This is a genomic window from Afipia massiliensis (genome assembly GCF_014203115.1).
In the GTDB taxonomy this organism is placed as follows: Bacteria; Pseudomonadota; Alphaproteobacteria; order Rhizobiales; family Xanthobacteraceae; genus Afipia; species Afipia massiliensis.
In genome coordinates this window covers 516,058-528,343 of sequence record NZ_JACHIJ010000005.1, presented here as the reverse complement: position 1 = coordinate 528,343, position 12,286 = coordinate 516,058, and the positions used below count along the sequence as shown (strand labels likewise).

Genomic DNA, 12,286 nt, shown 5'->3' with positions numbered 1-12,286 from the left:
CGAAAATTGTCCCGGCAGACCGGATGACCGGGCAGGTCCTCATACAAGACAGGACCGTAGCTGTCGGTTGGGTCAAAGCTATCGTTGCTGCTGCCCAGCGCGGCGGCGGCGATGAAGCAAAGATGCTGACCGCCGCCGGCATCGATTCTCTACCCAACGATCCGCTGGTGCGGATACCGCTCGATGCAGTGGTGCGATTATGGCGCGCCGCCATCGACTCGACCGGCGACAGCGCATTCGGCCTGCGCATGGGACAGGCGATCGAACCGACGTCCTTCGACGTGGTTGCGTACACGCTGATATCAAGCAACAGCTTACGCGAAGCGATCATCCGCTTGCAGCGCTTCCAGAAGCTGATCAGTGACGGCGGCCGCGTTCAACTGGTCGAACGAAACGGGCTGGAATGGATGATGTATCAGTCGATGGAAGCGGACCTGCCGTTCTCGCCGCAACAGGTGGAAGCAGCGCTGGCTTGCTCAGTGACGCTGATGCGATGGGTTATAGGCGCGAGCTTTGCACCTGCCAGAATCTGCATGGCGCACGCCGCCATCGCTCCTTTATCCGTTTATCGCGACATCCTAGGGTGCGAGCCCGAGTTTCGCAGCCGCTTTAACGGCATCGGCCTGCCACCGTCGCAGCTCGACGCCTTGTTGCCCGCACGCAATCCTGAACTCTGCCACCTGCACGAATTGATGGCCCGCCGGCAGCTATCGGCGCTGAAGCATTCCCCTAACATCAAACAGCGGGTCGCAGCGATCCTGCAACAGCTTCTCACGCGAGGCATGGCCCACAAGAAACAGGTCGCGTCATTGATCGGTATGTCGCCGCGCACGATGCAGCACCGTCTCGCTGAGGAGAACAGCAACTTCGCGGCGTTGTTGGACGAAGTACGGCACAGGCTGGCACTAAAATATATTGCCGAGCCAATGCTGAGCCTCAGTCAAATTGCGGAGTTGCTGCATTTCTCGGACGCCAGCGCGTTCTATCGAGCCTTCAGGCGATGGACCGGTCGCGCACCGGGCGAATATCGCCGCACGATCAATCCGCAACCGGCGATCCCTCGCGCCGATTCGGAAAAAGCCGACTATTCTGCGCCCGACGCATGATTGTTCGCATCGCAAAGCGCGTCTGAGGCGCCGACCAAAGTACGTCCCCTCGCGCCCCTATAAGTAATTGGAATCGCACATTTCGAATTCCGAGACGGACCGCCGGAATCCGACCATGCGGCACTCAGTCGCCATTCACCAACTTACCTTGGACTGGACCTGTCCCCGAAGATCTGCGCGATCTATGCTGAATCCACCGATCACCTGCGGAAGATGCGGTACACTTTTTCAATGCATCTGATCTAGAATTTTCCTCGCCTAGGCCAGAAGGCAGCGGCGCGGACCAGCACGGTTGTAACTGCCTAGGCGGAAAAGTTCCTGACGGTCTGGTCGTTCACGGCGTTTCCGATCTTTTCACCGTCAAGGAGCACGAATTTCATTCGCTCAGCTTTGTGGTTTGTGCATGACCGGCGGTCGTTCGCCAAAATCAACGACCGAGCGTTGCAGGATACGGCCCGATTCATCGACGCGTAGCCGGCCGCGACGGTTGCCGTAAAAAAAGCTCAAGCGAAACTGCCCCTCGTGATCGTCGATACCGCGTTCGCACACACTTGTAATGGCGTGCTTCCGCATGAGTTCGGGGATGTCAGCAGGGTGAATATGAAGAAGACTACCCAGCGTTGAGCTGTCGACACAAAAGGCGCCATCTTCGATTTCGATGTGATGGCTGCTGGCGGATCTATCGTTGGATTGTTCACGGGAGCTGTGAGTTTCCACCGGAACGTCATTCGAGGCAGAACGGTGGTCGTTTGGCGGCGTCGGAAGGGCAACATTCCCAAGATTGCTTCGCATGATCACACGCTCTCTTGCTGCTTGAACGTAATAGATATATAATGTATATATCTTATGGTTCAACCACGGAGAACCGCGAATTGGATGGGGCCGCAGACGGGTGGAGATGGGCAGTCGGCCTTTTCGCCGTCGCAGCTGTATGGGCTGGTTTGCTGCTCGGCGTGTCGTTTCTCGCCACCCCTGCAAAATTTCTGGCGCCCAATCTTTCGCTGAGCGTGGCGCTTGATGTCGGTCGACATACGTTTGCGGTTTTCAACAAGTTGGAGTGGCTGCTCGCTGCGACGGTGCTCCTGATGGCATTTGGGGCGCGTGCGCGATTAAGCGCCATGATGGTCATCGCGCTTTGCCTCGTGGTTGCCGTGGAGACGTTCTGGTTGTTGCCGCTGTTGGATCAGCGCGTCGGATTGATCATCTTGGGGCAGCAGCCGCCAGCCTCGAACCGGCACAGCCTCTATATTTTGCTCGAGCTTGCCAAGCTCGCTGCGCTGATCGTTGTAAGCATCGATATGACGCGGCGGCTTCAGCGTCCGCTGAATCCGTCGTGATGTGTGCGATCTTTTTGATGCGCGGGCATTCTCGCTGAGACGTCACAATGTCTGTTGAGTAGTCGCGGCAGCATGGTTTCGGGGCGAGCTTGCAAAAGATACCGTGTGTGCATCTTTTGGGGATGAAGGATTCTTCGAGATGTCACGGATGGCCTACAACTCTCGGAATCTGCGATGCGATTGACACATTTCTCGGACTACGCGCTCCGCGTACTAATGTACGCGGCTGTGCGTGGTGAAAACTTGATCACTATTGAGGAAACGGCCAAGTTGTACGGAATTTCCCGGGCGCATCTCATGAAAGTCGCAAACCAACTCACCCGGGCTGGCTACCTAAAAGCCATTCGGGGGAGATCGGGCGGTCTTGCATTGGCCAAACGTCCGGATGCGATCAGTCTCGGCGATGTCCTAAGGGTCACGGAGCCGGATTTTGCCTTGGTCGAGTGTTTCACAGCCGACAACCGATGTCTGATCACGCCACGCTGTCGGCTACGTGGTGCCCTCCACGAAGCGCTCGCTGCCTTCGTCGGAACGTTGGACGGTTATACGCTGGCCGATCTGATTCTTAGCCCCAAGGATTTCGGGATCAAACCCGCGGTCTGATCGATATTTGTTCATCATTTATCGTCCATTTCCGAGATGGAACTTGCATGAGCTGACAATTCTTATAAGAGTCATTTTTAGTATATCTTTTTTTGGCCGGCCGGTGGAGTAGCACTCAATTTGACCGACTTGCAGCTCCGTGAAGCGAAGGAATTGGCGATGTCTGAAGACGTTCATGCCTCAGAACGAGTGATCAATGTGCGGGATATTGATCCACGTCATCGTCACAGGATCATCCTCCAGTTATTCGAACAACTTGGTTCGGATAGCAGTCTTCAACTGGTGGTAGATCATGATCCAAGACCCCTGCGTCTTCAGCTCGAAGCAAAACATGGAGCGCGCTGCCGATGGACATACCTCGTTCAGGGACCGGATGTTTGGCGAATCCGGCTTCAGCAAGGCTAGGAAATTTTACGGCTTGAGATTTGTTGGCGACGCCATCGGTCGCATACAGATTGATGCTCGTTTCGTCGGATTGCGCGGGTACCGAAGCGATGTGAGGCTGAGGCGTGCTGATCCGGTGTCGAGGAACGGTTGATGACAACACAAAGTACTCCGGTGCCGCGGCTGCGGCTCTACCAGGGACCTGCGGTTTTATCCTACGGGTTCAGGCCATTTTTCCTGCTCGGCGCGGCTTATGCGGGACTTGCCGTTCTGGCCTGGTTGCCGGTGTTTCTGGGGGAGTTGACGCTGCAGACAACGTTCGCTCTACGCGACTGGCATGTGCACGAAATGCTGTACGGCTATTTGCCAGCGGTCATCACCGGGTTTCTGTTCACGGCGATTCCGAACTGGACCGGACGGTTGCCTATTCAGGGTATCCCGTTGCTCGCGCTGGTCATCGTTTGGATCATCGGACGGCTTGCCGTGACATGCTCGGCGGGGATCGGCTGGTTCGCAGCCATGCTGATCGATATCAGCTTCCTTGCGCTGATCACGGCCGCCATCGGACGTGAAATTCTCGTCGGACGAAACTGGCGCAACCTCAAGGTTGTCGCGCTGGTCGCGCTTCTTCTCCTCGGTAACACCGCTTTCCACCTAGAGGCACATTTCGCCGGTACGGCGGATTACGGCATTCGTGCAGGTATTGCCGTTGTCGTCCTGCTGATCCTGCTGATCGGTGGCCGGATCATTCCAAGTTTCACACGCAACTGGCTGGTGCGTGAAAATCCCGGACGCCTGCCGTCTCCCTTCGCCAGGTTCGACGTGGCGATCGTCATCCTGAGCGCGGTGGCACTGCTGGCGTGGGTTTTCCGTCAAGATGGCTTCTGGATGGGCATCCTGCTTGCACTGATCGGAGTCCTGCACGTCATTCGCCTCGGCCGATGGGCTGGTGACCGCACTTTCCGGGAGCGCCTCGTCCTCGTCCTACACGTCGGATACGCTTTCATTCCGGCTGGCTTTTTGCTATCTGCGGCATCTGCCTTCAGTTTCGTTCCCGCAAGTGCCGGCGTCCACGCGTGGATGGCAGGAGCCGCCGGAGTCATGACGTTGGCGGTGATGACACGTGCAAGTCTTGGTCATACTGGCCAGCGGCTGACGGCCTCGCTCTCAACGCAGGGAATTTATGCCGCTATTGTGATTGCGGCGCTTGCTCGCATCTGCGCGGTCATGGTCCCAGCCTGGAGCGGCCAGTTGCTGCATCTAGCCGCCTTTGCATGGGCAACGGCATTTCTCGGCTTCGTAGTTTACTTCGGCCGTGCGCTTATGAGTGCGGCGAAGTGACAGCGCGCAGAGATATGTCCTGCTGCTGGCCCGCAATGCGCAGGAACGAGTCGGAGATGGCACGTCAGCACTCTCCCGTTGCGCCGCCTGTTTCTTTGCGTTTTCGCAAAATGCCGCTACTTTGTTTTCGGTATCCCGTCTTCGCTATGACGATTTCCACTTCCTCACGATCAGGATAGATAGATGATTGCCCAGCTAACAAAGTCCGAGCGACAGAACGCCCTCGTTCTGTTTCTGCTTTTGGCAGTGGGCGGCCTCGCTATGGCAGTCGTCGGACACGATGATCCATTGGGCGTTCATGGCGCCATCGTCTTGATCGCTGCCCTCGCAGGCATCTTCTTCGTTATTTCGCGCTACTACGATCCGGAGCCCTCGCGGGATCGGCTCGAACGCTATTACGACGATCCCACCAAGGTCGGAATTGTACTGGCGATGGTGTGGGCCGTTGTAGGAATGTTCGTCGGCGACTGGGTCGCCTGGCAGCTTGCCTATCCGAACCTGACCTTCGACGCCGCGTGGTCGAGCTTCGGGCGGTTGCGCCCCGTCCACACGTCGGGCGTGATTTTCGGCTTTGGTGGCAACGCCCTGATCGCTACTTCGCTCTACGTCCTCCAGCGGACATCGCGGGCGCGGTTGCCCGATCAGCTAAGTCCCTGGTTCGTCCTGCTTGGATACAATCTGTTCTGCGTGATCGCTGCGTCGGGCTACCTCATGGGTGTCACGCAGTCGAAGGAATACGCGGAGCCGGAGTGGTATGCGGACATCTGGCTGGTGATCGTGTGGGTTGTCTACTTCGTGATCTACCTGCGCACGCTTGCCCGCCGCAAGGAGCCGCACATCTACGTCTCCAACTGGTACTACATGGCCTTTATCCTGGTCGTGGCCATCCTGCACATCGTCAATAATCTCGCCGTGCCGGTGTCGTTCGGACACGCCAAAAGCTACTCGGCTTTCTCCGGTGTTCAGGATGCGATGACGCAGTGGTGGTACGGCCACAACGCCGTGGCTTTCTTCCTGACATCCGGCTTTCTGGGCATGATGTACTACTACATGCCGATCCGCGCAGGGCGGCCGATTTTTTCCTACCGGCTGTCCATCATCAGCTTCTGGGGTATCACCTTCATGTACATGTGGGCGGGTTCGCACCACTTGCACTATACGGCGTTGCCGCATTGGGTTCAGACGCTCGGCGTCACCTTCTCTGTCATGCTTCTGGTTCCGTCGTGGGCGTCCGCAGCGAACGCGTTGCTGACGCTGAACGGCGCCTGGCAGAAGGTGCGCGACGACGCGACGCTGCGCTTCATGATGATTGCCGCGGTGTTCTACGGGTTGTCCACTTTCGAAGGCTCGTTCATGGCGATCCGTTCGGTCAATTCACTGTCGCACTACACGGACTGGACCGTGGGGCATGTGCATGCGGGAGCGCTTGGCTGGGTCGCGATGATCACGTTCGGATCGATCTATGCCTCCGTTCCGTGGCTATGGAACAGACAGCAGATGTATTCGTCGCGGCTGGTCGAGGCGCACTTCTGGCTCGCGCTTGGCGGAACGCTCGTCTACGTTTTTGCGATGTGGAATTCCGGCATCATCCAGGGGTTGATGTGGCGGACCTACAACGACAGCGGCACGCTCGCCTATTCGTTCATCGAAACGGTCACGCCGATGCATCCATATTACATCGCGCGTGCGATCGGCGGCCTCATGTTTCTGATCGGCGCGCTGATCGGCAGCTACAACATCTGGATGACCATCCGCACCTCGGACCAGCCGGAGGAGGAACGCGCTATGGATCGCCCGGTGCTGCGTCCCGTGGCTAGTCCGGTTTTGCAGCCAGGAGAATGACATGAGTTTCTTTGGTCTGCATTACAATCTCGAGAAGAAAGCCGTCGGCCTCGTCCTCGCGATCATCGGCGTCGCCAGCATCGGTGGTGCCGTTGAGATCGCTCCGCTCTTCACGATCCATCAGACGGTGGAGGAGGCGCCGAACATGCGCGTCTACACGCCGCTCGAGGTCGCGGGGCGCAACATCTACATCCGGGAGGGATGCTACGCCTGTCACTCCCAGATGATTCGTACGCTTCGTGACGAAGTCGAACGCTATGGACCGTACTCGCTCGCGGTCGAGTCCAAGTACGATCACCCGATGCTGTGGGGCTCAAAACGAACGGGCCCGGACATCGCGCGTCTGGGTGGGAAATATTCGGATGAGTGGCATGTGGCGCATCTCAACAATCCTCGCGACGTCGTCCCTGAGTCGGTCATGCCCCATTACTCCTGGCTTGGGCGCAATTCCCTGCGCAACGATGATCTCGGCGGACATCTTGCGGCGCTTCGCAAGGTCGGAGTTCCGTACACGGATGAGATGATCGTCAACGCGGCCGCGGATGCGTACGGTCAGGCTGCTCCGGATTCCCCGCGCGCCGAGGGCGTGGCCAAGCGATACGGGGAGGCCACGAACATTCGCGCTTTCGATGGTCGCCCCGGCGAACTGACGGAGATGGATGCGCTTGTCGCCTATCTGCAGATTCTCGGGAAGCTGACGGATGCAGCGCAGAAGACTGCAGCTTCGGGAGCACAATGATGCCGATTGATCATGACTTCACAGTCTGGTTCTCCAAGTCATTCGGTTTGTTCTATCTGATCGCAATGTCGGCGGTGATTGTCGTCTATGCGTATTGGCCGTCAAACCGGAAGCAGTTCGACGCGGCTGCGCAATCGATCCTCGGCAACGAGGACAAGCCGTTGAAGGACGAATCATGGCGGTAGAGGAGCGCGACCCGCACACGGGATATCTGACGACAGGTCACGAATGGAGCGGGATCAAGGAACTCAACACGCCCGTTCCGCGTGCAGTCTACCTGTTCCTGATCGCGACAGTGCTGTTCAGCGTCGGGTACTGGATTCTGATGCCGGCCTGGCCGATCGGGGTGACGTTCACGAAAGGGTTGCTCGGAATCGATCAGCGCACCAGCCTTGAAGCCGATCTGCGGGAGGCCGCAGCGGAACGAAAGGCGTGGAGCGATCAGATCGAAGCGAAGAGCTATGATGATATCCGGAAGGATCCCAAGCTGATGCGGATCGTCCGGCAGACAGGGCAGACGCTGTATCGGGACAATTGCGCGGCCTGTCACGGTTCGACCGCACAAGGGTCGAAGGGATATCCAAGCCTGACGACTGCGTCGTGGCTGTGGGGCGGCGATCCGGCGACGGTAGCGGAGACGATCCGCGTCGGGATTAATTCGTCGCACAAGGACAGTCGCGCCTCGCAGATGATGGCTTTCGGCCGGGATGGAATCCTGAAGGCGCAGGAAGTCGATGACGTCGTCGATTATGTGCGCAGCTTGTCTGATCCGAAGGTCGCGCAGAAAATCTCGGTGCCGAGGCTCAATGCCGGCAAGACGGTGTTCGCAGCGAATTGCGCCGCCTGTCACGGCGACGACGGCAAGGGAAAGACTGAGATGGGCGCACCGGACCTTACAGACCACTTCTGGATTTACGGTGGCGATCTGCAATCGGTCTCTTCGACAGTCTGGAACGGGCGGCAGGGGAAGATGCCGACCTGGGAGGAGCGCCTGTCCGCTCTCGACCGTAAGATTCTGGCGCTTTATCTGACCGACCTGCCGAGGGCCGCGCAATGAACCGGATCCCGCTCCGATCGCCGAAGGCTGTGCTTTGGCTTGCGGTCTGCGCCGGGTTGCTTCTGGTGATCGGCGCTAACGCGCATCTCGTCTATGTTGCGGTCATGTCGCAGCCGGAATGCGTCGCTCATGCGCGCGCCGGTGAGCCTGCGCCGAACCAGGCGCGGTTCGGGGCCGCGCGCTCGTCATGCAATCCGCAAACACGTTGAGGCCACGATCATGGCGACCATTCCTGTTCTGGTTCCACCGCTGCCCCGCGAGAAGCCCTGGAAGCGCGATGTCCCGAATGCCGCGGCGCTTCAATGGCTGTCGGCCGGCTGGAAGGATTTCAAGATCAATCCGGGAGCAAGTCTCGGATATGGTTTGCTGGTCTATCTTGTATCGGTAGCCACCACTGTTGGGCTGTTTGTCTTCGGCTGGGACTACATTCTGTTTCCTGCATTCGCCGGCTTCATGGTGATGGGGCCAATCCTCGGCATCGGACTCTATGAGAAGAGCAAGCGGATTTCCGAGGGGAGGCCGGTCAGCCTTCTCAACATGATGCTGGTCAAGCCGAAGTCCGGCGGGCAGGTGCTGTTTGCCGGCGCGTTGCTGGTCATGCTGACGCTTTTGTGGATGCGCGCCGCTGTTATCATTTATGCACTGTTCTTCGGGGTCCGCCCGTTTCCGGGCCTTGATCACATCGTCGCGATGCTGCTGACGACCGGAACCGGCTACGCGATGCTGCTTATCGGCAGTGCGGTGGGAGGCCTATTCTCGGCATTCGCGTTTGCTATCAGCGCGTTTTCGATACCGATGCTACTCGATCAGCGCGTCGACGCCTTGACGGCAATGGGAACGAGCATGGCGCTGGTGTGGCACAATCTGCCGGTAATGCTGACATGGGCTGCGATCATGCTGGTTCTTATCGTCTTGAGTCTTGCGACAGGGCTGTTGGGTATGATCGTGGTCTTTCCTGTGCTCGGTCATGCGACCTGGCATTCCTATCGGACGATGTGCGCGGAGAATCCGGCCTGATCGGAGGAGTGCGTTATGAGTTGTTGCGACACAGGTCTGGCTGTCGCGGCGATCGCTGCCGAATCCGGTGCGATCGGAGAAGAGGTTCGGCTGGCAAGCCGTGACGTTGGCGGTGGATTACGGCAGACGGATCTCTCGGTGCCCGGTATTCACTGCGGCGCCTGCATCGCGACGATCGAGCGTGAACTCTCGAAGCTGCCCGGTGTGGAGCATGCCCGCGTCAATCTCTCGACGAAGCGGGTCACCGTCCGTTGGCGCGGTGCCGAACCGGTTCCGGCGTTCATCGAAACGTTGAAGGGCGCAGGCTTCGACGCGCATCTGTTCGACGTCGAATCCTCGCGGGGCGATCCCGTTTTCTCCGAATTGATCAAGGCGCTCGCTGTCAGCGGTTTCGCGTCAAGCAACATCATGCTGTTGTCGGTATCGATATGGTCGGGCGCGGATGCCGAGTCCCGCGACCTCTTTCACCTGTTGTCCGCGTTTATTGCTCTCCCGGCACTGGCCTATTCAGGTCGCGTCTTCTTCCGTTCAGCTTGGCGGAGTCTCCGGCACGGACGCACCAACATGGACGTTCCGATCTCGATCGGGGTCCTGCTGGCTTTCGCCCTCAGCCTTTACGAGACGGTCGTTCACGGGCCGCACGCCTATTTCGATGCGGCGATATCGCTGCTCTTTTTCCTGCTCATCGGCCGCACGCTCGATCACATGATGCGGGAACGGGCGCGTAGCGCTGTCACGGGGTTGGCACGTCTCGCCGCACGCGTTGCCCGGCTCGCTGGCGACGACGGACGTCAGACGTTTATCCCTGTTGCTGAAGTCAGGCCGGGCATGTTGCTGCTTGTCGCGGCTGGAGACCGCGTTCCGGTCGATGCCACGGTGAAGCAGGGCGTTTCCGATATCGATGTTTCCATTGTCTCGGGGGAGAGCGCGCCGCAGACGGCGAAAGTCGGCTCGGTTCTTCGCGCCGGCTCGCTGAACCTGACCGGACCGCTGACGGTCGTAGCCAACGCAGGCGCGAGCGACTCGTTTCTTGCAGAAATGGTGCGGTTGATGGAGGCTGCGGAGCAGGGGCGCTCGGCATATCGCCGGATCGCGGACCGTGCGGCGGCGATGTATGCGCCCGTGGTGCACCTCACGGCTCTTGGCGCTTTCGTCGGCTGGTTGTTCGCGACCGGAGATTTCCATCGCGCGATCACGATTGCGATCGCTGTGCTTATCATTACCTGTCCTTGCGCGCTTGGCCTGGCGGTGCCGATGGTGCAGGTCGTGGCATCGCGGCGCCTGTTCGAAGCGGGTGTGATGGTGAAGGACGGCGGTGCGCTGGAGAAGCTCGCTGAAATCGACACGGTCCTGCTCGACAAGACAGGGACGCTCACGTCGGGAGACCCGCAGCTGGTTGTCCGCGCCGGCAACCAGCAGGCGCTGTCCATCGCGGCGGCGCTCGCATCTCGTTCATCTCATCCGTATTCACGCGCGATCGCGCAAGCGCTGGTCCCTGACGGAGCGCCATCGCTCGACGGGATTGTTGAGCGCCCCGGACTGGGGCTGGAGGCGCGCCTTGGCGCTGACGCGATCAAGCTAGGGCGGCCGTCCTGGGCTTCGCAGCAGGATGCCGCCGAAGAATCGTCTGTCGTTCTCTCCAGGGCAGGCCGGATCATCGCTGCTTTCGATTTTCAAGACCGGATGCGCCCAGGTACGGAAGAAGCTGTCGCGGCGTTGACAAGCGAAGGACTGGATGTGGAAATCGTCTCGGGAGACAGTGAGGCGCGGGTCCAGCGGCTCGGCGGACTCCTTGGGATCGAAGCGACTGCGGAACTGATGCCGAGCGACAAGGTGGCGCGGATCATCAAGCTGCGTGCCGCAGGCCACAAAGTATTGATGGTCGGAGACGGCTTGAACGACGCTCCGGCCCTTGCCGCAGCTCATGCTTCCATCGCGCCGTCGTCTGCCGCCGATGTCGGACGGCAGGCCGCCGACGTCGTGTTTCTTCAGGAGAGTTTGATCGCGGTTCCGCTGGCCGTGCGAGTTGCGCGACAGGCGAAGCGACTCGTACATGAGAATCTGGTGCTGGCGGTCGCGTACAATGTCATCGCGGTGCCGGTGGCCGTGGCGGGTTACGTGACCCCGTTGGTCGCCGCGGTTGCGATGTCGGGCTCTTCGATTCTTGTAGTTCTGAATGCGCTCCGTCTTTCCGGACTCGCGGGACGAGCATCGCCAAAGAAAGAAATCGCACAGGTTGCTCGCTTCGTCGAGGCAGCCGAATGACGGACTACTATTATCTCATACCGATTGCGATCGCTCTCGGGCTCACGGGCCTCCTGGCCTTCATATGGTCGCTTGGAAGCGGGCAGTATGAAGATCTCGACGGCGCGGCGGAGCGTATCCTTCATCAGGAGACGGACGAACCGCTGAGTTGATCGGTTTCATTAACCTATCGATCAGCACACGGACACAGTAAGGTTGCACATCGCTCAGCCACCAAATCCATTTAAGTCGGAAGAAGTGGATGAAAAGCGAGGTCGGCCCAAGGATCGAAATTTCCCGCGGAGAGTGACGTTTCCAAAGCTGATGACGATCACGGCATGGGTCAACCACCCCCTGACTATTGCGATAGATATCTCGATCCGGCGCGCGGCGCGTGCCCAACTTCTCCTCCTCCTCCTCCTCGACTTTAATAATCAAGCATCCGCAGCGCGGTGACCGCAGGTAGCTCACAGTGATCGGCCTGCGTTTCGATCGGCGAAGACGTCGATCGTTCAGACAGAAAGCCAATCGAACGTCGGTTTAGGAGCCAAGCCCGAACTGCTTCATCGAATAGGGTCTCGATGACAGAGTCTGTCGTGGTAGGTGGGATCGGCTT

General features: G+C 59.1%; 14 protein-coding genes. 13 read left to right on the top strand and 1 reads right to left on the bottom strand.

Annotated elements, in window-relative coordinates; all coding sequences use genetic code 11:
- The first annotated feature begins 23 nt into the window (after positions 1–23).
- Positions 24–1,106 (top strand): AraC family transcriptional regulator, encoded by a 1,083-nt coding sequence (locus HNQ36_RS19415; protein WP_184087709.1) that lies wholly within the window; start codon positions 24–26, stop codon positions 1,104–1,106.
- A gap of 384 nt (positions 1,107–1,490) precedes the next feature.
- Here HNQ36_RS19415 and HNQ36_RS19410 read toward each other — a convergent pair whose 3' ends face one another.
- Positions 1,491–1,898 carry a DUF6522 family protein gene (locus HNQ36_RS19410; RefSeq protein WP_210312104.1) on the bottom strand — a complete coding sequence of 136 codons (408 nt, stop codon included), beginning with the start codon at positions 1,896–1,898 and terminating at the stop codon, positions 1,491–1,493.
- 80 nt (positions 1,899–1,978) lie between these two features.
- Between HNQ36_RS19410 and HNQ36_RS19405 the strand changes: the two genes are divergently transcribed.
- The 12 genes from HNQ36_RS19405 to ccoS all read left to right on the top strand — a co-directional run bounded on the left by HNQ36_RS19405 (position 1,979) and on the right by ccoS (position 11,843).
- Entirely contained in the window at positions 1,979–2,443 is a 465-nt protein-coding gene (locus tag HNQ36_RS19405) for a hypothetical protein (RefSeq protein ID WP_246395444.1), read from the top strand.
- Positions 2,444–2,617: 174 nt separating this feature from the next.
- The gene (locus HNQ36_RS19400; protein WP_184087707.1) at positions 2,618–3,046 is read left to right on the top strand and encodes an RrF2 family transcriptional regulator; all 429 of its coding nucleotides are present in this window, start codon (positions 2,618–2,620) and stop codon (positions 3,044–3,046) included.
- A 159-nt stretch (positions 3,047–3,205) separates the two neighbouring features.
- Positions 3,206–3,451, top strand: a complete 246-nt coding sequence (locus HNQ36_RS19395) for a DUF2249 domain-containing protein (RefSeq protein WP_184087705.1) — start codon at positions 3,206–3,208, stop codon at positions 3,449–3,451.
- A gap of 132 nt (positions 3,452–3,583) precedes the next feature.
- Positions 3,584–4,771, top strand: coding sequence for an NnrS family protein (locus HNQ36_RS19390; RefSeq protein ID WP_184087703.1), 1,188 nt, complete (start codon positions 3,584–3,586; stop codon positions 4,769–4,771).
- 183 nt (positions 4,772–4,954) lie between these two features.
- Complete coding sequence (gene ccoN / locus HNQ36_RS19385) at positions 4,955–6,613, top strand: cytochrome-c oxidase, cbb3-type subunit I (protein ID WP_184087701.1); 1,659 nt, start codon at positions 4,955–4,957, stop codon at positions 6,611–6,613.
- A gap of 1 nt (position 6,614) precedes the next feature.
- Positions 6,615–7,352, top strand: a complete 738-nt coding sequence (ccoO, locus tag HNQ36_RS19380; protein ID WP_184087699.1) for a cytochrome-c oxidase, cbb3-type subunit II — start codon at positions 6,615–6,617, stop codon at positions 7,350–7,352.
- The gene (locus HNQ36_RS19375; RefSeq protein WP_062312708.1) at positions 7,352–7,537 is read left to right on the top strand and encodes a cbb3-type cytochrome c oxidase subunit 3; all 186 of its coding nucleotides are present in this window, start codon (positions 7,352–7,354) and stop codon (positions 7,535–7,537) included. Before ccoO ends, HNQ36_RS19375 begins: the two co-directional genes overlap by 1 nt.
- Positions 7,528–8,409, top strand: a complete 882-nt coding sequence (ccoP, locus tag HNQ36_RS19370; protein ID WP_184087697.1) for a cytochrome-c oxidase, cbb3-type subunit III — start codon at positions 7,528–7,530, stop codon at positions 8,407–8,409. Before HNQ36_RS19375 ends, ccoP begins: the two co-directional genes overlap by 10 nt.
- Positions 8,406–8,618, top strand: a complete 213-nt coding sequence (locus tag HNQ36_RS19365; protein ID WP_184087695.1) for a hypothetical protein — start codon at positions 8,406–8,408, stop codon at positions 8,616–8,618. Before ccoP ends, HNQ36_RS19365 begins: the two co-directional genes overlap by 4 nt.
- Positions 8,619–8,628: 10 nt before the next feature.
- On the top strand, positions 8,629–9,426 hold the full coding sequence (locus tag HNQ36_RS19360) for a DUF2189 domain-containing protein (RefSeq protein ID WP_184087693.1): 798 nt from the start codon (positions 8,629–8,631) through the stop codon (positions 9,424–9,426).
- Positions 9,427–9,441: 15 nt separating this feature from the next.
- Entirely contained in the window at positions 9,442–11,691 is a 2,250-nt protein-coding gene (locus HNQ36_RS19355) for a heavy metal translocating P-type ATPase (protein WP_184087691.1), read from the top strand.
- A complete protein-coding gene (ccoS, locus tag HNQ36_RS19350) occupies positions 11,688–11,843 on the top strand; it encodes a cbb3-type cytochrome oxidase assembly protein CcoS (protein WP_062312690.1) in 156 nt (51 codons plus the stop codon). Before HNQ36_RS19355 ends, ccoS begins: the two co-directional genes overlap by 4 nt.
- Positions 11,844–12,286 lie beyond the last annotated feature (443 nt).

Excerpts from the sequence above, each read along its gene's own strand:
- HNQ36_RS19375 (WP_062312708.1), top strand. The coding sequence starts at position 7,352 with ATGCCGATTGATCATGACTTCACAGTCTGGTTCTCCAAGTCATTCGGT.
- HNQ36_RS19355 (WP_184087691.1), top strand. The coding sequence starts at position 9,442 with ATGAGTTGTTGCGACACAGGTCTGGCTGTCGCGGCGATCGCTGCCGAA.
- HNQ36_RS19400 (WP_184087707.1), top strand. The coding sequence starts at position 2,618 with ATGCGATTGACACATTTCTCGGACTACGCGCTCCGCGTACTAATGTAC.
- HNQ36_RS19365 (WP_184087695.1), top strand. The coding sequence starts at position 8,406 with ATGAACCGGATCCCGCTCCGATCGCCGAAGGCTGTGCTTTGGCTTGCG.
- ccoO (WP_184087699.1), top strand. The coding sequence starts at position 6,615 with ATGAGTTTCTTTGGTCTGCATTACAATCTCGAGAAGAAAGCCGTCGGC.
- HNQ36_RS19410 (WP_210312104.1), bottom strand. The coding sequence starts at position 1,898 with ATGCGAAGCAATCTTGGGAATGTTGCCCTTCCGACGCCGCCAAACGAC.
- ccoP (WP_184087697.1), top strand. The coding sequence starts at position 7,528 with ATGGCGGTAGAGGAGCGCGACCCGCACACGGGATATCTGACGACAGGT.
- HNQ36_RS19395 (WP_184087705.1), top strand. The coding sequence starts at position 3,206 with ATGTCTGAAGACGTTCATGCCTCAGAACGAGTGATCAATGTGCGGGAT.
- ccoS (WP_062312690.1), top strand. The coding sequence starts at position 11,688 with ATGACGGACTACTATTATCTCATACCGATTGCGATCGCTCTCGGGCTC.
- HNQ36_RS19415 (WP_184087709.1), top strand. The coding sequence starts at position 24 with ATGACCGGGCAGGTCCTCATACAAGACAGGACCGTAGCTGTCGGTTGG.
- HNQ36_RS19360 (WP_184087693.1), top strand. The coding sequence starts at position 8,629 with ATGGCGACCATTCCTGTTCTGGTTCCACCGCTGCCCCGCGAGAAGCCC.
- HNQ36_RS19390 (WP_184087703.1), top strand. The coding sequence starts at position 3,584 with ATGACAACACAAAGTACTCCGGTGCCGCGGCTGCGGCTCTACCAGGGA.
- ccoN (WP_184087701.1), top strand. The coding sequence starts at position 4,955 with ATGATTGCCCAGCTAACAAAGTCCGAGCGACAGAACGCCCTCGTTCTG.